Here is a 20,251-nt window from a genome sequence, read left to right as displayed (position 1 = left end):
TAAGCCATAAGTAATAAGCTTTAAGCCTTTCAAAAAGTCTAAAGCCAGCAGCTTATAGCCTATAGCCTAAAACAAAATATATGAAATTAGCCGAAATATCCATAAAACGTCCGTCGTTAGTAATTGTACTGTTTACAATTCTAATCTTAGGTGGATTGTTCAGCTACAGCCAGTTAGGCTACGAGCTGATTCCGAAATTCGAAACCAACGTTATTACGGTTTCAACTGTTTATCCTGGAGCTTCTCCAAGTGAGGTTGAAAATACGGTAACCAAGAAAATAGAAGATGCGATTGCCTCTCTTGAAAATATCAAGAAAATTGATTCGAAATCTTATGAATCTCTTTCTGTAGTATCGATTACATTGCTTTCTACTGCCAATGTAGATATTTCAATGAATGATGCTCAACGTAAAATTAATGCGATTCTGAGTGATTTACCAGATGATGCAGATCCACCGTCATTGACTAAATTCTCTTTGAGTGATTTACCAATTATGACGCTTGGTGCAAATGGTAAAATGGACGAAGCCGCTTTCTACGATTTGATCGATAAAAAGATTGCTCCAGTTTTATCTCGTGTACAAGGGGTTGCTCAGGTAAATATTATTGGTGGTCAAGAACGTGAGATTCAGGTAAATCTTGATGCAGTAAAAATGCAAGGTTACGGACTTTCAGTTCCACAAGTGCAACAGACTATTTTAACTTCGAATCTGGATTTCCCAACGGGTAATATCCAAACTCGTAACCAAAAAATCTTAATCCGTTTAGCGGGTAAATATAAAAATGTTGAAGAGTTAAGAAACTTAGTGGTTTCTTCTCAAAACGGAATTCAGGTTCGTTTAGGAGAAATTGCAGATGTTCAGGATACACAAAAAATTGCAGAGAAAATTGCGCGTGTAGATCAAAAAAGTGCGATTGTACTTCAAATTGTAAAACAATCAGATGCGAATGCCGTTGCGGTAAGTGAGCAATTGATTAAAACAATTAAGACATTAGAAACGGATTATAAATCGGCTCAATTAAAATTAGAGGTAGCAAAAGACAGTACAGTCTTTACTCTTGAAGCAGCAGATTCTGTTGTACACGATTTATTAATTGCGGTTATTCTGGTAGCATTTGTAATGTTGTTCTTCTTGCACAGTATTAGAAACTCGTTAATCGTAATGGTATCTATTCCGGCATCATTAATTTCTACATTTATCGGAATCTATTTATTAGGTTATACGCTTAACTTAATGTCTTTACTTGGTTTATCTCTTGTTGTTGGTATTCTTGTGGATGACGCGATTGTTGTACTAGAGAACATTTACCGACACATGGAAATGGGTAAAAGTAGAATCCGTGCTTCATACGATGGTACTGCTGAAATTGGTGGTACAGTAACTTCGATTACATTGGTAATTGTGGTGGTGTTCTTGCCAATTGCAATGAGTACTGGATTGGTATCGAACATTATTACACAATTCTGTGTTACGGTAATTATATCAACAATGTTCTCTTTATTAGCTTCGTTTACGATCATTCCATGGTTGTCTTCACGTTTCGGAAAATTAGAGCATATTGAAGGTAAAAATCTTTTTGGAAGAATCATTCTTGGATTTGAAAGCTACTTGACTCGTTTTACAGATTGGATTTCTAATTTACTAAACTGGTGTTTGGATCATTATATCAAAACGATGGGAATCATCTTAGTGATGTTCTTTGGAACGATCTTCTGGTTAATGGGAGGTGGATACATTGGAGGAGAATTCTTCGCATCATCTGATAGTGGTGAGTTCTTAGTACAAATTGAGATGCCAAAAGATGCTTCTTTGGAGCAGACTAACTTTATGACTCAAAAAGCAGAAGCTTTCTTAAAAGGAGAGAAATATGTTTTCAGCCAGATTACAACTGTGGGACAAACCAGTGAAGGTTTAGGAGCTGCTCAAGCAACGGCGTATAAAGCAGAGATCGATGTTAAAATGATCGAACAAAAAGACCGTACCGATGATGCCAACGTTTACGCAGCTAAGACAAAACGTAAATTAGAGAAGATATTAGTTGGAGCAAAAGTAAAAACGGTTCCTGTAGGTATCTTAGGTACTGCGGAAGATGCAACTTTAGGTTTGATTGTAACAGGTCCAAACGTAGAAAGTGCGATGAAATTTGCAAAAATGGCTGAAGCGGAATTGCGTACTATCCCTGGAACAACGGAGATTAAATTAACAGTTGAAGATGGAAACCCAGAAATCAACGTTCAGGTTGACAGAGATAAAATGGCTGCTTTAGGACTAACACTTCAAACAGTTGGTTTAACAATGCAGACAGCTTATAGTGGAAATACAGACGGTAAATTTAGAGCTGGTGAATACGAATATGATATCAACATCAAATACAACGAATTTGATAGAAAAAATATCACAGACGTTAGTAACTTGATTTTCATCAACAGTGCAGGTCAGCAGATTAAATTAAACCAATTTGCTACTATTACTGAAGGTTCTGGACCAAGTAAATTGGAACGTAGAGATAAAACGGCTTCTGTAACGGTACAAGGTCAGAACGTTGGGGTACCAGCAGGAACAATCGTTACACAATGGCAGGCAAAATTAGATAAATTACAAAAACCAACCGGAGTTAACTATATCTGGGGTGGTGACCAAGAAAATCAATCAGAAGGTTTTGGTACTTTAGGAATCGCATTATTAGCCGCTATTATCTTGGTTTACCTTGTAATGGTTGGATTATATGACAGTTTCGTTCACCCGTTTGTCGTATTATTCGCGATCCCGCTTTCGTTCATTGGAGTTTTATTTGCCTTAGCATTAACAAACAATACGTTGAATATCTTTACCATCTTAGGGGTAATCATGTTGATTGGTCTGGTGTGTAAGAATGCGATCATGCTTGTCGATTATACGAATCAGCGTAGAGCAGCTGGAGAATCAATCAGAACAGCATTAATTCAAGCGAACCACGCTCGTTTACGTCCGATCTTGATGACGACAATTGCGATGGTATTTGGTATGTTCCCAATTGCATTGGCATCTGGAGCTGGAGCTGAGTGGAAAAACGGATTGGCTTGGGTAATTATCGGAGGTTTGATTTCATCATTATTCCTAACGTTAATTGTGGTTCCAGTTATCTATGATATTATGGAGAAAATCATTAGAAAATTCTCTAAAGGAGAAAAAATCGACTATGAAGCTGAAATGGTTGCAGATTATGAGCACACAGAATTAAGCGAAGACGGTTTTAATCCAAAACATACCCATTAATAGTTTTAATTTTTGATCGAAATTCCAAAGTCCGAATTGGAATTTCAAAATGAAAAATCCCAAGTTCCTTAAAATTGGAATTTGGGATTTTTTTATTATTCAATTAGATTAAATGCATATTTCATTGACTAAGTAAATAAATAAATAAAAACACAAGTAAAAAAATACAAATAAATACACAAATAATTTGCTTATATTGAAATATTGAAAAAAACCATAAAAAAACTTGTTTACTAAAATTTAAATACGTATATTTGTAAAATAAAAAGTTAATTGATATGGAATTTTTAGATTTTATCAATTTTGAAGATCCAAATAGTGCGAACGGAGTAATAAAGGCTTCGATACACAAAACAGGAAAACTTGGATTTTCATCTGGAGCAAAATCGTTTATGGATATAAACGAGGAAACTTATTTTAAGATAGGTTTTAACGATAGAGATGCAAACGATACAAATATATATATGGTTCCTTCGATAGGGAATGAAGGTGCTTTTAAAGTATCAAAAGCAGGAGATTATTATTACATCAATTTGAAGCATATTTTTGACAAAAGAGAAATAGAATATCAAAATGAAAGTAATATTTATGATATAAAAAAGGTTAGCGTAGAAAATAATTACTACTTCATCTTAAGTAAGCGTAAATAAATAAATTGGAAGAGAGAGAAAAAAACAAATAAAAAAAGGGTGAATAAACACCCTTGGATTTTTTTAAATTATTGCGGTAGGAGGCTATAAATTAAAAAGAAGATAAGAGACTATCTCATCTCAATTATTATGTAAATATACATTATAATCTTCATAATCCAAAATCAAATACGGTTTTAACATTTCACTCACGTGAGTAGTGAATACTATAACTAAATAAAAAAAAGGATAATGAAAGTAAAGTTAATTACTTACCGCGTTTCCATTACAAATAAAGTTAATGAGAAACAAACCTTGAACTATTTTAATGGTCAAGAAGATTTACTAAATACAGTAAATGAATTCTGCTCATATATTCATGAGAATATCAGAAACTACACAGATAACATAGGTAATCGTCGTACTTTTACTTTGGAGGGATTACAAAAAGTTGAAGATTCGAGTAGAATTATTCATGGCAAATTTGATTTTGCATATACTGGAGATAAGCTTAAAATTAAAGAGAGTAACACAAATCAACTTCTTTATGATGTTAGAGAAAAAGATTTACAAAGTAGAAGCTTTTTCTTTTTTGCACATGTTCCTAAAAACAAGAAAAATGCTTACTTGGTTATTCAAAAGAAAGCGAATCATGGGGTCAAAAATGTTTTAGAACATTCTTTTAATGAATTTCTAAGAATGAAAGGATTTTCAGATTATCGTGTAACTTTGGAATCTGCACCAGATTTTAATATGATTAATAGAATGATGGAGTATGGTGATTTAAAGGAAATTAAACTGATTAAAAATTGTATTAGTTCTACATTTAATGAGCAGTTTCAAAATAATGAAACGATTCCAAACAATGGGATTTCTGAAATTGTAACAAAGTTCAATAAGAATTCAAGAACTGAAAATTATAAATCAGATTTGTTAAGATTATATCGGACAGATTTTTTAGATTATCAACAAGTAGATATTTGTGGAAATTTGTTTGATGAGGTTTCTTTTGTGGTAAGTTTAAATGGTTTGAGTAAGACATTTTATGTCAAAGACAAAACAAAAATCCGTTCAGATATTGATGTTACAGACCATTTAATGTTTGAAAATGGAGAGCCTACCGTTGAATCTTTAATTGATGTGTCAATAAAACTGATAAAGAATTTGAATGGAAGTTCTGATGATGAAATTAATAGAAGAGCATCATAAAATCAAAAAGCCGTCATTAAAAATGACGGCTTTTTCGTTTATTTGCATCACCTTACAAAAATTACTATGCTACAAAAAGATAAATCTGCGGCAATTGGTTTTATTTTCATAACCATGTTAATTGATATCACAGGATGGGGAATCATTATTCCAGTAATTCCGAAATTGATTGAAGAACTGATTCACGGAGACATCAGCGAAGCAGCAAAAATAGGTGGCTGGTTGACTTTCGCGTATGCGATAACCCAATTTGTTTTTGCTCCCGTAATTGGAAATTTGAGTGATAAATTTGGCAGAAGACCGATTATCTTAATTTCTCTTTTCGGATTTTCATTAGATTATATTTTATTAGCATTTTCACCAACAATTATTTGGCTTTTTATCGGAAGAATTATAGCTGGTGTAACTGGTGCAAGTATTACAACCGCTTCGGCTTATATTGCCGATGTAAGTACTGCCGAAAACAGAGCTAAAAACTTCGGATTAGTTGGAGCTGCTTTTGGTTTAGGATTTATCATCGGACCTGTTATTGGAGGACTTTTAGGTCAATACGGTTCTAGAGTTCCTTTTTATGCTGCAGCCGTTTTATGTATGGTAAATTTCCTTTACGGATTTTTCATTCTACCAGAATCACTTAAAAAAGAAAACAGAAGACCTTTTGATTGGAAACGCGCCAACCCAATTGGAGCCATTTTAGGTTTAAGAAAACATCCTACTTTAATCGGATTAATTGCTGCAATATTTTTACTTTATGTTGGTTCACATGCCGTTCAAAGTAACTGGAGTTTCTTCACCATTTATCAATTTAACTGGGACGAAAGAATGATCGGAATTTCATTAGGAATAATCGGTTTGTTGGTTGGAGTTGTACAAGGCGGTTTGGTTCGATTTATCAATCCGAAAATTGGAAATGAAAAAAGTATTTACATCGGTTTAGCTTTATATACAATCGGAATGTTGTTATTCGCTTTTGCAACTGAAAGTTGGATGATGTTTGTGTTTTTAATTCCGTATTGCCTTGGAGGGATTGCTGGCCCAGCATTACAATCTGTAGTTGCAAGTAAAGTTGAACCAAGTGAACAAGGGGAAATTCAGGGAACTTTAACTAGTTTAATGAGTGCTTCTTCTATTATTGGCCCGCCAATGATGGCCAATACATTTTACTTTTTTACTCACGATGATGCACCTTTTAAATTTGCAGGAGCACCATTTATTTTGGGTGGAGTTTTAATGCTATTGAGTACAATTGTCGCTTATTTTTCTTTGAAAAAACATTCCGTTTCAAAAATAGAAATAGAGCAATAAAGAGATCTTATAAAAATAAAAAGGCTTCATAATCTAGAATATGAAGCCTTTTTTTATGGATTTTAAGAAGTTTATTCTTTTATAAATTTAACTGCTTTTTCCTTTCCGTCAGTTTTCACATTTAAAATGTACATTCCTTTAGAAAGATTTGATAAATCTATTTCAGTATTGGTGCTATTTATTTTCTTAAATAAAACAGATTGTCCCGAAACAGCAAAAATTTGAATGTCTTCAATAACCGATTTGTGTTTAATGGTTAAAAGATGTTTCACAGGATTAGGATAAAACTTGAAATCAGTCAATTCAAAATCTGGTGTAGAAAGTGAGCCGTTTACTTTTGCAGTTACCGCAAGACGCTCTTTACTTTCGATTCCGTTTATAGTTTGTGAAGCATAATAAGTTACACCATCAGCCAAAACAGTAGATAATGGCAGAGGAGTTTCGGCAGCAGTTTTGTTTGTTTTTCCAGTTGATGAAGTTCCAGGTGTACTGTACCATTTAATATTTTGACCTTCGATAACAAGGTCGCCTAAAGTTTGGCCTTGTTTGAATTCTACGTTTAAAGTAGTTTTTCCATTAATTGAAGGTGCAGGAGGGTCGATAATAATATTAAATAGACTAAAGCAACCATTTTTATCCGTAACAAGTGCGCTATAGAAACCCGGAGTTAAGTCTGTGAAAACGTTGTTTGGCGAAAATTGATCTAGATTGGGTGAAATAGCGTATTGATATTCATCGCTTCCGCCAGTTGCATCAAAAGTCAGAGTTTGATTTTCGATAGTAACACTTGCTATAAAAGGCGTAGCTGGCTGTGTAATATAAACAGGAGCTGTTTGTAGAAAACATCCACTGCTGTCTGTTACAGTTGTTACATAAGATCCTGCGGCTAAATTAAAAAATGTATTATTTTGCTGGGCTTTGCGTATTGTCAGACCATTTAAGTCTTGAAGAGAATAACTATAAGGAAAGCTTCCTCCTACTGCATTTACTGTAATAGTACCGCTATTTTCTCCATAACAGTTTACGTTTTTTCTGATGACATCCACAATTAAGTAGCTATAAGATTGGATAACTGCAGTTATGCTGGTTGTGCAGCCTTGAGAATCTTTAACAGTAATGGAGTAGTTTCCTGCAGCTAAATTATTAAAGATGTTATTCGATCCAAATGGCATTCCGTTTAAGGAGTATTCATACGGAATCTTTCCACTTGTTCCCTGAACAGTAATTGATCCTTTTTCAGTCAGACAAGAAATTGGAGTTACAGTAATAATAGGTAGGCTGAAATTATATGCATCAACAGTTATTGATTTAGTTACAACGCAGCCATTTTGGTCTTTTACAAAAATAGAATGTGTACCAGGTGCTATATCAGTCAAAGTTTTGTTGTCAACATAAGAAATACCATCAATGGAATATTTATAAGGCTGCATACCTCCAGTTACCGATGTTGTGATAGTAGCATTACTTGAACAATCGACAGGTTTGGAAATAGATAGTTCTACATTTAGAGGAGTAGGTTGCGTAATATCAAAACTCATTAGAGCGACACATCCTTCGGAATCAGTAACTTCAGTGAGATAAGAGCCGCTACGTAAACTTGTAAAAAATATAGTAGAACTTTGTAGCTGTTCTGTGGCTAAAGTGGTGCCCGAACTATTTTTTAGTTTATAAGTAAAAGGTGCTTTTCCTCCAGTTACATTAAGGGTTATCATGCCATCTTGCGCACCGAAACAATTTACATTTTGAAGTCCAGGAACGATTTTAAGTGGAGGTGTAACATTAACCGTAATTGTAGAAGAAGCTAGTTGATTTAGTTCATCACGAACTTTTATAGTATAATTTCCTGCAGCTAAATCAGTAAAAACATTTGAATTTTTAAAATTAGTTCCATCGATAGAATAAGTATAATAAGGTTTACCACCAGTTGCCGTTACTGTAATTGTACCAGTTGAATTATTACAATTAATCATGGTAGCATCGGCAGCTATGGTTAGAGGAGGGTAAATTACGATAGGAGTTTCGGCTGTACAACCATTAGAGTCTTTTACATAGACAGTATAATCGCCAGGTTGCAGATTAGCAAAAAAAGATTCAGTTTGAAAATTATATCCATCCAAAGAAAATTTATAATCTGCAGATCCTCCTGTAGCAGTAACAATTATATGTTTGTTTGAAGAAACGGTAGCATATACATTTAAAACAACAGGTTGGAGAATTTCTATTGCTGTAGGAGGTGAAATGCAACCTAAGGCATCTTTCATTTGTATTGTGTGTGTTCCTGCCGATAAATTAGTAAAAGTCACAATTGGATTGGAACTATAATATACAAAAGGGCCATCATCTAATTTGAAGGCATAAGGAGCTTTGCCACCAAATGAATTAACCATTAGAAAACCATTGTTCATGCCATAACAACTGACATCAATTTTTGTAGTTGTAAAATTGGCTACATTATATATTTTTAAATCGAAAAAATTAGTTGTAATTGTTCCTTTATTATCAATTCTGGCATAAATTGTTTTAGTTGGTGCCGAACTGTTATAAAGCGATGGCTGTGTTATTGCATTTGTATTGGTATTAGCATCATCCTGACTCAAATGAAAACTGATAGTAGTTTCTGCCGGATTTAAATTGCCAAGTAAAAGAGAATTGTTAGCAGTTAAATCAAAATAATTATCCCCAAAACAATGTTCTATTGAGTTGACTTGGGCATAAAATAAATTTGTAAATACTAAAAAAAGAAAACAAAGTAGAGTTTTTTTCATAGGGATAGATTTGTTAAAATGGCTTAACAAATATATCAAAAAAACTAAATTGTCTTATTTTAAATACAAATAATGGTTAAAATAATCAATAATTGCTTTTCCTTCCAATAAAACATCAGCTCCAATAATACCATGAACAGGTTTTGCCTTAAAAGATTCTAACGCTTCATTGACATGCGAAAGATCAAAAATAACAATGCTAAAATCCTTATTTTTCCAGCTTCCTAATTGTAATTTGTTTTGAGAAGAAATTTGTGTATCCATTCCTGTTCCGCCAGCTCCAGAAGCTTTGGTCTTAGAATTTTTAGCAGCAAGTTCAAAATGTTCAATACATTCAAAACCAACGCAGGTATTGGATGCGCCCGTATCTAAAATAAAAGTTCCCTTGATACCATTAATTTTGGCTTTTATCTGCAAATGCTGCGTTTTAGTAATCTTGAATTTTATTTTTTTGTAATTCCCGATTTTGAGAATTTTGTGAAGATCTTCCATTTTCTGTAATGATTGAAAACCAAAAATAAGCCAAATACAGCCAAAAAACTAATGATATAGAAGATATAATTTGTTGGTTTGGCTTCCTTTTCAATCGTTCCATAATACACAAAAGCACTCCAGTAATAAGGAGATTTTTTTGCATTCGGAATGTTTTTATCTTTCAGGAATGCTCTTTTTGCATCTGAAACGGCATGCACAAAAGAAGCATTATTTTTCAGATCTTTATAAAAATTATCCATGAAAACAGAAGTTGTATAGTCGTTTACATTCCATAGAGAAAACAACAAGTTTTGTGCTCCTGCAAACTGAAAACCTCGTGCTACACTCATTGGGCCTTCTGCTTTATACAATTTACCAATTCCGGTTTCGCACGCACTTAACACCACCAAATCAGGATTGAGTTGTAAATTATACAATTCGGAAAATAAGATTTCCTGATCGTAAAATCTAATACTTGCGGGAGCTTCAAAATCACCAGAAGAAGCATGAGTACTAAGATGTATAATAGATTTTCCTGTGATATTGTTTTTAAAGTTAGAAAAGGTAGCATTTTCATTTTCAAAAAACTGACCGTCAAAATTTTGTTTGATAGATTGTAATTCATTCTTAGAAAATCGAAGCGCATAACTGGTCTTTTCAAAAATTGGAAAAACACCCAAAATATTTCTTTTGTCGTTTGAAATAGCGCTTGAATTCAAATACAATTCAGCCGAATTATTATACGAAATGTCAAAATCATTTACCAAATAATTCATTTTGGCAAAATTTGTCGTTTTGGATTGTTTTGTAATTAAGGCTTCAAAAGGCAATAAACTCAAAAGTCCGTCTGGAATAATAATAAGATTTTTGTAGTCAGATTTTGCAGGTAACAGAAGATTTTTATAAGCATAAAACGCCGTTTTTTGAAAATACCCAATATCGCTTAAAATAGACTCGGGTTTATAAAAAAGATCAATGTAAGATAGTATAGATTCACCACATATGTGACCAATACAAATAAATCTTAATTCGATATGATTGTTTTGAATTATAAATAAATAAACGGTTTTAGAGCCCCAAAAATACTCGTACATTACAGCATCATCTTTCTTGAGTTTGGTATATAAATTTTGTAAATCAAATGAAGCCTGACTTTTTTTGTTGTTTTTTTCTTCGTTTGATTTCAACAGAAGCATTAATTTATTTTGCTTTTGAATGGCTTCATTTATTTTTGAAATATCTGCCAGTTCTTGTTTCTGTTGTTCTTTTAGAATAATGGTATTCCAATTCTGCATCTGTTGCAAAATTATTTTTTGTTCCCTCGGAAGCGATTCCAAATTACGAAGATGATCTTTTAGAACGACAGATTTAGTGTGTTCAGCAAGTTTAAAAGCAGCTTCGATATAACTTGCTTTCTTTTCGGTTTCAAAAAGAGATTGATAAATATCGAGGCATTTTTCTGTGCGATTTCGATTTCTAATTTGAGTTACAATTTTAGAATCTTCGTAAACCAAAAGTGATCGAAATAATTCTTCAATATGAAAAGAAAGCGAATAACTTTTTAATGCATTTTTGGGTTCTTTAAGAGCGAGATAAAGTTCAGCTTGTAAATCTAAAGCATCCAGCAAAACAGTTTCAGCAAAGAGTGTATTTTTGTCTGGAAGCACATTTTTCTGATTTTGATAATTAGGAACTAAAATTTTATAAACTGTTTTTAGTTCAGATTGTGCTTCGTCTAAATTGTTTCTTTTCAGTAAGAGATATGCTTTTTCCAGATAAAACTTTGCTTTTTTTCTAGGTTCCTGTTGCGGTAGTTTTTCAAAAATCGCTTCTGCTTTTGAAAAATATTGTGCTGCTTCTTTTGCATGAAAAGCTACTTTTATTCTATAAAGATTGATGTAAGTATTGTATAAATTTTCTAAGGCGGTTTTATCATTTTTTAATAACGGAATGGCTTTCAAAAAAGCATTTTCTGCTTCATAATTATCTTCGTTAATATTCCTTAAAAGATAATTTGTACCTAAATTGTTTAATAAAAGTCCTTTTTGAGTGGGCGCCAATTTTTCTGAACGAATCGTTTTTTCAAGCATTTTAATTGCTTCAGTAACTCTTCCCGAGTTTTGATAAACGTTTGATAAGTTTAAAATTGCAGCAGTTTTTTGTTTCTCATTCTTTTCTTCACTAGAAATAAAATAGTATTGCTTGATAGTGTTTTCGGCATTTTTATAATCGCCCAAAACCGTGTACAAATTTCCTAAAGGTTTCAGGCAGAATTCGACAATATCATAATTTTGTAGTTTGTTGTTTTGGTAAACCATCCAAGCTTTTTCATAACTCGAAATCGCATTTTGAGTCTGCCCAAACTGATTTTCATAATAGGCTTTATTGCAGTTTAAAATTACAATTGCCAGCAGTTCGTCTTTGTTTTTTGGTTTAGTACTTTTCCAAAAATCATTTTCTGTATTTCTTAAATTTTGTAACGCTTCCGAAGAAGGATTAGCGGTAAAACTATCCACGACATTATAGATTTGATCTTCCCGATTTTGTCCAAAAACATTTAGACTCAGGAAAAGAAAGATGAAACCATATAAGTGATGTAAGTTCATATTAAGATTTTTTAAAATTCCACAGAGATTCGCAAAGTTTTTCGCAAAGACACACAAAGAATTAAAGTAACTTTGTGTATCTCTGTGCAATCTTTGTGTATCTCTGTGGTACAGCGCTTAAAATTTCCATATTCCATAAACCTGAAAGTAATTAAAATTCTGTTCAAAATTAATCACATAGCGTGCACCCAAGCTTGGTCCAATTCTTGCAAATCCAGCCGTTAAATCAAATAATACGCCTGTTTTTACATCTGTAAAAGAGTTTTTGATTTTGTTAGAACTCGTAGTCGAACTGATTAAAAAATTCTCTTTGTCGCCTTCATAAGTATCAACCGTTATGTTTTGATTTTGTTCGGCAGAGACATTTATATTGGCTTGAATTCCAGCTCCAACTCCGATATAATTATTGATGTTGTAACGAATTAAAACAGGAACTTCCCAATTGATGTTTTTATTTTCTGTAGTCGTTGTGGTTCGAACTAATTGCCTCGTTCCGTTTGCATTAGTATTAAAGGCATCCACGACATTGGTTGCACTGTTGTACTGATTTAAAGCATTTACCCATTCGACTTGCCAATAAAAACGATATGATTTAAAAGGCGAAAGTGTTGCGCCAACAAAATAGCTGGTCGATTTATCCAAATCCGAATAAAAGTTGTAACCTGCTTTTGCACCAATCGAAATTCCGGGTAGGAATCGGGTAGTGGCATAATTCGTAATTATTGGTTCATTTTTATCAAAAATAATGGCAGTTCGGCTTTTGGTTTTTACTTTATGAAAATCCTCTCCAAACTTCATCGAATATTTGACAAAACCTTTTGTAGAATCTTTTTCTTGAACATTTTTCTGTTCGCTTCCAGGAAGATAAATGTTCTTAAAAGTAAAAATGATTTGCTTTTGCTTGATAATCGTATCAAGACAACTTACCGTTGGTTCTTCGCCTTTTGGGCAAATCGGACATTCTGGATACATACTTTCAATCTGAAAAGTCTTTTTATCAAACATATCCGGAATATCTGTTTCTAAACGAATTTTTCTTGCTGGACCTTCTCCGTTGTTTTGAAAACGGGTTTTGAAATTGACCCTTTTAAAACGAACTAATCTATAATTCATAAAACTTCCATTCGATCCCATTTTGTTCGGATCGTGAGAAGTTACAATTTCCATTTCAAGCTTTTTAACTTTATGATTTTTATAGCTTCGGTTTGGTACAAAAATACCACGCATAGTGACTGTGGCACTCGTATCTTTTATCATTTCGGGAGTGGTTTTGAAAGTATAAAAAACATTACGTGTTTCTCCCGGATTAGCATCATCAAATTCTAAAACAGAAACGTTGTGATAGGTTTTGTTGGCATCTAAAAGCGAAGCATCTAAATCTTCTTCTGTAGTTGTATTTCTGTATTTTTTGGTTTTGAAATTCCCTTCGGCGGAAGCCAGAAAATGATTCGAATCGTTTAAATCATTAACTGCCACAACAAGGTTTTCTTTTACTTCACGTTCACCAGCGTACGTTCTAAAATCACTCAATTCAAAATTGTTGTGTTTGAATTGCTTTTCATTATAAAACAAATACAGCTTTCCGTTAGAAACATAATTCTCCAGATTTTGATAACTTACTACGACTACCATTTCCTGGTCCGGAATAGGATCACAGTTTTTAATAATCGCAAAACCATTCTGATCGGCAATAGAAGCAATGTCGTTAAAATTAGGATCTGTAATATCGTTTATTGCTACTTTTTTCGGACGTGTCGCTGGCGGTTTCCCATTGTCGTAGTTATTGGTTACAGCCAGTCTTGTGGTATAATTTCCTTTCTTTTTATAGACGTGTTTAGGTTCAGCTTCTTTGCTGTAATGCCCATCACCCAATTCCCATAAATAGGAATAACTTGGTTTTGGTGCACCCGCAATCGGAATCAAAGGCGGTGTTTCTGGTTTAAAACTCACCCGATTTCCGTTTTGGGTAAAACCAATATTGGCTCTTCGGGTTATAGTGTCTTTGACTTTGGTTTGTCCTATTGAAAAAATAGAAAATAGAATAAAGAAAATAGACAGTTGTGGTTTCATAACTAGACAGTTTTTGGGTTCAAAAATTTCTTGGACAAACTTTCAAACAGGATTAAATGTAAAAAAAAGTGATGAGCAAATCACCACTTTTTCTTAAAAAAAGCATTTGTAAGTTACTGAATGGCATTAATTGCAGCAACAAGTTGAGCTTCGGTACCGACTGTTGTTTCGGCAAGATTAAAGGTATATACAGCATTTGCAGTTGTGGTCACTCCTTTGATTGCATAGCGCCAGTTTCCATTATCTTCGGTTGCAAAAATGATGTGACAAGCTAATCCAATCGGAATTTGTCCATAATGTTCGCTAAACAATCCTTCGGCAGTGTACGTGTCTAATTTAGCTAGAGCATTTGTTCCTTCACCATCATAAGAAAGATAAACGGCACTGTTTTTATTATCATAACCTTCTGGAACATCTACTAGAATAGTTGTTTTTGGTCTTGGATCACTATAAAAACGGTCCACGTTTGTCCATCCAAAGTTGCCAAAAGTTACATAATAATTGTTTCCTTCGCCTTGTACGCCGCCTTTTCCGTCAGCACCTCTGCCGTCTTTCCAGGCTAGTTCACCATCTTCATCAATAACTCCAGTCCATAAAGTCATTAAGTTATCAAACCCATTTGTTAGTGCTGTTGGAACAATCATGTTCATGTAGCATGAAGTTTGTAATTCGACTCCCCCCTGAGTTGCTTTGATGAAGAATTCACCACCTGAGATTAACAAGTTTTTCTTTCCGTCTGCTGTAATTCCCATTGTTGGTTTATTGGTTACAAGCATATTTCCTTTATCAAAAAGTTCGACAAACTCGATATCAACTTGTCCTGTTACTGGATTTCCATTTTTAGTTAAACAGTCTCCGTTAATGTAAAGCTTGACACCCTTTGCGGAAGTGAGAGTTACTACTCCGTTGCCCGCCGTCATGGTAAAATTTTGAGTGTTTCTTTTTAAGCCTTTTTCACTGATGCTTTTAAAAGCGGCTGCAGTTGGAGGTGAAAGTTTGATATCTTCTCCGTCGCTGTTATCGCAGCTTGCGAAAGTTGTCATAGCTATTATTAAAAGTCCGATTTTTCTAAAATTTGTTTTCATAATTTCTAGTTTTTATAAATCTGGCTTGATCGTTTCAAGTGGTTTTCAGATTTGGTTGTTAATTATAGAATTAAATCAATTTGGGTTTTATTTTGTTACCCCTGTTTTCAAAAAATAATTTTAAAGGCTTTTATATTGTTAAATCAAATGGCTTTAAAAATTGTTACCCCTGTTTTTGATTTTTTTTATTTAAGCCGAAAGACATTTGTCTTCAAAAAGATTTCCGTCTTCATCAACAGCAACGAGAATGTCTTTTTTGCGGGAAAAGTTTAGAATAAGGTAAATCCATACAATGAGCCAAAAACCTAAAGTCATACAGCTGATAAATAAATGCAGTGCGTGATTGATTGCTTTTTTTTCTTTGGATAAAACCACATAAGGCAGTTTCTCACTATGTTCTGTAATTACAAAACCGCTGCGTGTTTTGGCTGCAATTATTTCGTAGAATCGATCCAAATTTTTCTCATTTACAAATTGGTAACTTTCCATTTCTTTTAATTTTTTAAAGGTTTTTAAAAGACTTTTGTTTCGATAGATACAATTGGCTGAATTATTGTTACCCATTGTTTTAAAATTTTTTGAGATTCTTTTTTTAAATTAGCTATTAAAATTTCTTTCTATGGATCAAAACAAAATTCATCCTGACCAAAAATATATCGATGGACTAGCCGCAAATGATTCGGTAGTGATCGAAATGATATATAAGAAGTATGCTCCAAAAGTGGTAATGTTTATCACCAACAATTCGGGAGATAAAGATCAGGCGCAGGATGTGATTCAGGAAATTATGATTTTGCTTTTTAATCAGGCGAAAGCCAATACACTTCATTTGACTTGTCCATTTGATGCCTATTTTTTCTTATTGTGCAAAAGACGATGGCTAAACGAATTGAAAAAATCATCTAACAAAGGGGTAACAATTTACGAGAATGTAGTATCTATCAATGAATCTGCACACGAACTAATTGCTCAAACAGAAGAATTTGACGAAAAACAAAAGCTTTTTGATACCATGTTTCAGAAACTGGGAGAGAAATGTCAAGAAGTTTTAAAACTTAGTTTCAGTTTAAAATCGATGGAAGAAGTGGCCGAAAAACTCAATGTGACTTACGGTTATGTTCGAAAAAAGAAGTCGTTATGTGTGGGCCAATTAACGCAGTGGATTCAGGAAGCGAAAAATTTTAACTCTTTAAAAAATAATTAATCATGAACGAAGAACGCTATATCTTATTTGATCAATATCTTCAGGGCGAACTATCCGTTGATGAAAAAAGCAATTTAGAGAAACAATTAGCCGAAGATCCAGAATTGGCATCGGCATTGGAAAGTTTCAAAGAAATGCATTTTCAATTAGAAAATAAATTCAGTCACGAACAGGAACGCGAAGTTTTTAAAGAAAATCTGACTCGAATTTCCGATAAATATTTCAACAAAAAGAAAACAAAAGTTGTTTCGCTTAAGCCTTGGTATCTGGCGGTTGCGGCTTCAGTGGCTATTATGTTTGCACTGTTTTATTTTGATTATAATCATTATCCGAATTTTGAAGATTACAATCATCCCGAAAGTGCTTATTTTACAGAAAGAGGTGTTTCTGAGGAGACATTAAAGAAAGCTGAAAATGATTTCAATGGCAAACGATATGAGAAAGCAATTCCGCTTTTTGAAAGTATTTTGAAAGAAGATAATTCACCAGAAATTAAATATTTCTATGGTGTTTCATTACTGCAGGTAAGCAAATACGTAAAAGCTGAAACTATCTTTAAAGAGTTAGAATCTGGAAATTCAGTCTATAAAGAAAAAGCAAAGTGGAATATGGCTTTATCTAAGTTGAAACAAGGAAAATATAAAGAATGTAAAGAGGTTTTACAGACCATTTCTCAGGATTATGAAGATTACGATGAAGTAGAACATTTATTAGAAGAATTGGAATAAATTTCAACTTTTTTTAAAAAAAATAGCCCTAATACGGGAAACCTCAATCGAATTTGGAATTTTAGTTCTAAATTCGATTTTCTTTTTAAAAGAATTGCCCCAAACGCAAATTAACTTAACCCAGAAATCTAAATGAAAAAAACTGTTGTAGTTTTTCTTGTTATGTTGTCGCAAACTATTTTTAGTGCTTCAAAAATTACTGAAGTAGAAAAATTGACTGCAACCTGTAAAGTATGGGGTTTCTTAAAATATTACCATCCGAAAGTAGCCAACGGAGAATTCAATTGGGACAATCAGCTTTTGGAGAAATTACCTAAAATTGAAAAAGCGCAAACCAAAGAAGAGTTTTCATTAATTCTAGAAAATTGGATCGATGAACTTGGTCCAGTACAAGAAATTGCGCCAATTATTATTCCAAAAGAGGTTGAACTTTTCGACAAAAACTTCGATTTAAGCTGGTTTAATAATAAACTTTTTTCTAAAAAACTTTCTAAAAAATTGAAATTTATTGAAGACAATAGATTTCAAAATGAAGAAGAATTTGGTTATGGTTTTGACGGTTTTAAAAAACTAAAAAACTATTTTGATTTGGACTATAATAATAAGAATTCTAGACTGTTAATGCTTTTTGCGTACTGGAATTTAATTGAATATTATTTTCCTTATAAATATATAATGGATCAAAAATGGGACTTGAGTTTAGAACAAGCATTGCCAGAAGTCAGAAATGCTACAACTGAATATGATTTCTATATTGTATTAAAAAAATTGTCGACTAAACTTAACGACACGCATGTTGAATTTGTGCTTTATGGAGATTTTCCTAAAACCGGAATTACTACAGGACGTTATTTACCAGCAACAGGTAAAATAATTGATGATAAATTGGTTATTACGGAGATTTTAGCAGATAGTTTGGCTGAAGCAAATAACATTAAAATAGGAACTGTAATTACTAAAATCAACGATAAAACCATCAAAGAACTTGCGGAAGAAAAGAGAAATTTAATTTGCGCATCAAACGAGTCGTCTTATTTGGATAAAGCCGTAAAGAGAATTTTGACTAGCGAATCTGAGAATGTTAAAGTTGAATTTTTATCTGATGGTAAGTACGAAACAAGAGCAATGATATGGTCTGATTATCATGATTCTCACAGAAATGAATTTAAAAAAGGAGCGCTAAAAAAGAAAGATAAATTTAAACTTCTCGATAATAATATTGGTTATGTTGATATGGGTGTAATAAAATCAAAAAACATTCCAGACATGATTGATGCGCTTAAATCGACAAAAGCAATTGTTTTTGATATGAGAAATTATCCAAATGATACTTGGAAAGAGATTTCAGATTTTTTAAACGCTGAGGAAAAGAAATTTTGTGATTATACCGAACCATATTTAAAATATCCAGGGAAATATCAATGGATAGAAGGACGAAAAGCGGGTTTTGCAAACAAAGACAATTATAAAGGAAAAGTAATTGTTTTGCTTAATGAAGACGCTTTTAGTCAGTCAGAATGGACAGCGATGTGTTTTCAAACTGCTGATAATACTACAATTATTGGAAGTCAAACCGCAGGTACAGACGGAAATGCAATTGATATTGATTTCAAAGGATTTCATACCAGATATACGGGACTTGGAGTTTATTATCCGGATCGTAGACAAACCCAACGTGTAGGAATTGTACCCGATATTGAAGTAAAACCAACAATAAAAGGAATTCAAGCAGGAAAAGATGAGGTTTTGGAACGGGCTTTGCTATATATAGAAACAGGAAAGTAAAGCACAATTTGTAATCCTGAAGAACGAAGGACCACACTAGTTAATTTGCGGAAAAAATGGGGGTTTTCTTTGCGAAGCTACTTGTGAGGTTCTTCGTTCTTCAAGAAGACAAAAATTTAGTTTTTAATTTGTAAACCTTTGTCAAAGTTTTTAAGCTTTGGCAAAGGTTTTTGTTTTTAAGTCATCTCAAAAAGTAAAAATCCGTTTTCATCAGCGTTTTCACGAAAGTGAATTGGTATTATCAGCGTTCCATTTCATCCGGAATTGGTATTCTTTTAATATTGTCGTAATTTTGACCACTTTAAAATTACAAGCCTTGAATTCAACACCCATAATTACCGATACCCACACGCATTTATATTCTGAAGAATTTGATCAGGATCGTGACGAAATGATGCAACGTGCCATTGCTGCTGGAGTAACCCGTTTTTTTATTCCTGCAATAGATGCTGCGGCAACTCCATCTATGTACGATTTAGAGAAAAATTATCCTGATAATGTATTCTTAATGATGGGATTGCATCCTACTTACGTGAAAGATAATTATCTGGAAGAATTACAACATGTAGAAACCGAATTATCAAAACGAAAATTCTACGCAGTTGGCGAAATCGGGATCGATTTATATTGGGATAAAACGCATTTAAAAGAGCAGCAAATTGCATTTAAAAGACAAATTCAGCTGGCAAAACAATACAAATTGCCCATTGTAATTCATTGCCGTGAAGCTTTTGATGAAATCTTTGAAGTCTTAGAAGAGGAAAAATCTGAAGATTTATTTGGGATTTTTCATTGTTTTTCCGGAACTTTAGAACAAGCATTGCAGGCAATTTCTTATAATATGAAATTAGGAATCGGCGGTGTTGTGACTTTTAAGAACGGAAAAATTGATCAGTTTTTAAATGAAATTGATTTAAAACACATCGTTCTGGAGACAGATTCACCTTATTTAGCCCCAATTCCATATAGAGGAAAAAGAAACGAAAGCAGTTATTTGGTCAATGTTATAGCCAAGTTAAGCAGTATTTATGGTGTTTCTGAAGAAGAAATCGCTACAATTACAACTCAAAATTCCAAAGACGTTTTTGGGATTTAACCTGTGCCTTACAAAACTTTAATTTTTTTTTTGTTCTT

The 20,251-nt window shown here is 33.1% G+C and carries 14 protein-coding genes; 8 read left to right on the top strand and 6 right to left on the bottom strand.

The annotated features are described in order from the left end of the window. The first annotated feature begins 80 nt into the window (after window positions 1-80). The 4 genes from NQQ59_RS16840 (at window position 81) to NQQ59_RS16825 (ending at window position 6,400) form a co-directional block, all read left to right on the top strand. Window positions 81-3,257 carry an efflux RND transporter permease subunit gene (locus tag NQQ59_RS16840; RefSeq protein ID WP_257698397.1) on the top strand — a complete coding sequence of 1,059 codons (3,177 nt, stop codon included), beginning with the start codon at window positions 81-83 and terminating at the stop codon, window positions 3,255-3,257. A 278-nt stretch (window positions 3,258-3,535) separates the two neighbouring features. After that, window positions 3,536-3,907, top strand: a complete 372-nt coding sequence (locus NQQ59_RS16835; RefSeq protein WP_144215987.1) for a hypothetical protein — start codon at window positions 3,536-3,538, stop codon at window positions 3,905-3,907. A 231-nt stretch (window positions 3,908-4,138) separates the two neighbouring features. Then, window positions 4,139-5,095: a hypothetical protein gene (locus NQQ59_RS16830; RefSeq protein WP_144215985.1), complete on the top strand. Its 957-nt coding sequence runs from the start codon at window positions 4,139-4,141 to the stop codon at window positions 5,093-5,095. Window positions 5,096-5,161: 66 nt separating this feature from the next. After that, window positions 5,162-6,400, top strand: a complete 1,239-nt coding sequence (locus tag NQQ59_RS16825; protein ID WP_144215983.1) for a TCR/Tet family MFS transporter — start codon at window positions 5,162-5,164, stop codon at window positions 6,398-6,400. A 71-nt stretch (window positions 6,401-6,471) separates the two neighbouring features. On the opposite strand, the gene NQQ59_RS16820 is transcribed toward NQQ59_RS16825, so the two are convergent. The 6 genes from NQQ59_RS16820 to NQQ59_RS16795 form a co-directional block, all read right to left on the bottom strand. Beyond that, window positions 6,472-9,165 (bottom strand): T9SS type A sorting domain-containing protein, encoded by a 2,694-nt coding sequence (locus tag NQQ59_RS16820; protein WP_144215981.1) that lies wholly within the window; start codon window positions 9,163-9,165, stop codon window positions 6,472-6,474. A 54-nt stretch (window positions 9,166-9,219) separates the two neighbouring features. Then, window positions 9,220-9,657, bottom strand: a complete 438-nt coding sequence (locus NQQ59_RS16815; protein ID WP_144215978.1) for a retropepsin-like aspartic protease — start codon at window positions 9,655-9,657, stop codon at window positions 9,220-9,222. Further along, complete coding sequence (locus NQQ59_RS16810) at window positions 9,609-12,245, bottom strand: CHAT domain-containing protein (protein WP_144215976.1); 2,637 nt, start codon at window positions 12,243-12,245, stop codon at window positions 9,609-9,611. Before NQQ59_RS16810 ends, NQQ59_RS16815 begins: the two co-directional genes overlap by 49 nt. Before the next feature lie 117 nt (window positions 12,246-12,362). Continuing rightward, window positions 12,363-14,315, bottom strand: a complete 1,953-nt coding sequence (locus NQQ59_RS16805) for a PKD domain-containing protein (RefSeq protein WP_144215974.1) — start codon at window positions 14,313-14,315, stop codon at window positions 12,363-12,365. 113 nt (window positions 14,316-14,428) lie between these two features. Continuing rightward, the gene (locus NQQ59_RS16800; protein ID WP_144215972.1) at window positions 14,429-15,400 is read right to left on the bottom strand and encodes a hypothetical protein; all 972 of its coding nucleotides are present in this window, start codon (window positions 15,398-15,400) and stop codon (window positions 14,429-14,431) included. Window positions 15,401-15,589: 189 nt separating this feature from the next. Continuing rightward, window positions 15,590-15,964, bottom strand: coding sequence for a hypothetical protein (locus NQQ59_RS16795; RefSeq protein WP_257698396.1), 375 nt, complete (start codon window positions 15,962-15,964; stop codon window positions 15,590-15,592). 55 nt (window positions 15,965-16,019) lie between these two features. On the opposite strand from NQQ59_RS16795, the gene NQQ59_RS16790 reads away from it, so the two are divergent. The 4 genes from NQQ59_RS16790 to NQQ59_RS16775 all read left to right on the top strand — a co-directional run bounded on the left by NQQ59_RS16790 (window position 16,020) and on the right by NQQ59_RS16775 (window position 20,213). Further along, window positions 16,020-16,604 (top strand): RNA polymerase sigma factor, encoded by a 585-nt coding sequence (locus tag NQQ59_RS16790; protein WP_144215970.1) that lies wholly within the window; start codon window positions 16,020-16,022, stop codon window positions 16,602-16,604. A 2-nt stretch (window positions 16,605-16,606) separates the two neighbouring features. Beyond that, the gene (locus tag NQQ59_RS16785) at window positions 16,607-17,332 is read left to right on the top strand and encodes a tetratricopeptide repeat protein (protein WP_144215968.1); all 726 of its coding nucleotides are present in this window, start codon (window positions 16,607-16,609) and stop codon (window positions 17,330-17,332) included. Window positions 17,333-17,464: 132 nt separating this feature from the next. Continuing rightward, window positions 17,465-19,117, top strand: a complete 1,653-nt coding sequence (locus tag NQQ59_RS16780) for a S41 family peptidase (RefSeq protein WP_144215966.1) — start codon at window positions 17,465-17,467, stop codon at window positions 19,115-19,117. Between the two features lie 316 nt (window positions 19,118-19,433). Further along, the gene (locus tag NQQ59_RS16775; RefSeq protein ID WP_144219788.1) at window positions 19,434-20,213 is read left to right on the top strand and encodes a TatD family hydrolase; all 780 of its coding nucleotides are present in this window, start codon (window positions 19,434-19,436) and stop codon (window positions 20,211-20,213) included. Window positions 20,214-20,251: the final 38 nt, after the last annotated feature.

The organism is Flavobacterium panacis (assembly GCF_024649945.1).
Classification (GTDB): domain Bacteria; phylum Bacteroidota; class Bacteroidia; order Flavobacteriales; family Flavobacteriaceae; genus Flavobacterium; species Flavobacterium panacis.
This window is presented reverse-complemented; position numbering and strand designations above follow the sequence as displayed.

Excerpts from the sequence above, each read along its gene's own strand:
- NQQ59_RS16840 (WP_257698397.1), top strand. The coding sequence starts at position 81 with ATGAAATTAGCCGAAATATCCATAAAACGTCCGTCGTTAGTAATTGTA.
- NQQ59_RS16835 (WP_144215987.1), top strand. The coding sequence starts at position 3,536 with ATGGAATTTTTAGATTTTATCAATTTTGAAGATCCAAATAGTGCGAAC.
- NQQ59_RS16830 (WP_144215985.1), top strand. The coding sequence starts at position 4,139 with ATGAAAGTAAAGTTAATTACTTACCGCGTTTCCATTACAAATAAAGTT.
- NQQ59_RS16825 (WP_144215983.1), top strand. The coding sequence starts at position 5,162 with ATGCTACAAAAAGATAAATCTGCGGCAATTGGTTTTATTTTCATAACC.
- NQQ59_RS16820 (WP_144215981.1), bottom strand. The coding sequence starts at position 9,165 with ATGAAAAAAACTCTACTTTGTTTTCTTTTTTTAGTATTTACAAATTTA.
- NQQ59_RS16815 (WP_144215978.1), bottom strand. The coding sequence starts at position 9,657 with ATGGAAGATCTTCACAAAATTCTCAAAATCGGGAATTACAAAAAAATA.
- NQQ59_RS16810 (WP_144215976.1), bottom strand. The coding sequence starts at position 12,245 with ATGAACTTACATCACTTATATGGTTTCATCTTTCTTTTCCTGAGTCTA.
- NQQ59_RS16805 (WP_144215974.1), bottom strand. The coding sequence starts at position 14,315 with ATGAAACCACAACTGTCTATTTTCTTTATTCTATTTTCTATTTTTTCA.
- NQQ59_RS16800 (WP_144215972.1), bottom strand. The coding sequence starts at position 15,400 with ATGAAAACAAATTTTAGAAAAATCGGACTTTTAATAATAGCTATGACA.
- NQQ59_RS16795 (WP_257698396.1), bottom strand. The coding sequence starts at position 15,964 with ATGGGTAACAATAATTCAGCCAATTGTATCTATCGAAACAAAAGTCTT.
- NQQ59_RS16790 (WP_144215970.1), top strand. The coding sequence starts at position 16,020 with ATGGATCAAAACAAAATTCATCCTGACCAAAAATATATCGATGGACTA.
- NQQ59_RS16785 (WP_144215968.1), top strand. The coding sequence starts at position 16,607 with ATGAACGAAGAACGCTATATCTTATTTGATCAATATCTTCAGGGCGAA.
- NQQ59_RS16780 (WP_144215966.1), top strand. The coding sequence starts at position 17,465 with ATGAAAAAAACTGTTGTAGTTTTTCTTGTTATGTTGTCGCAAACTATT.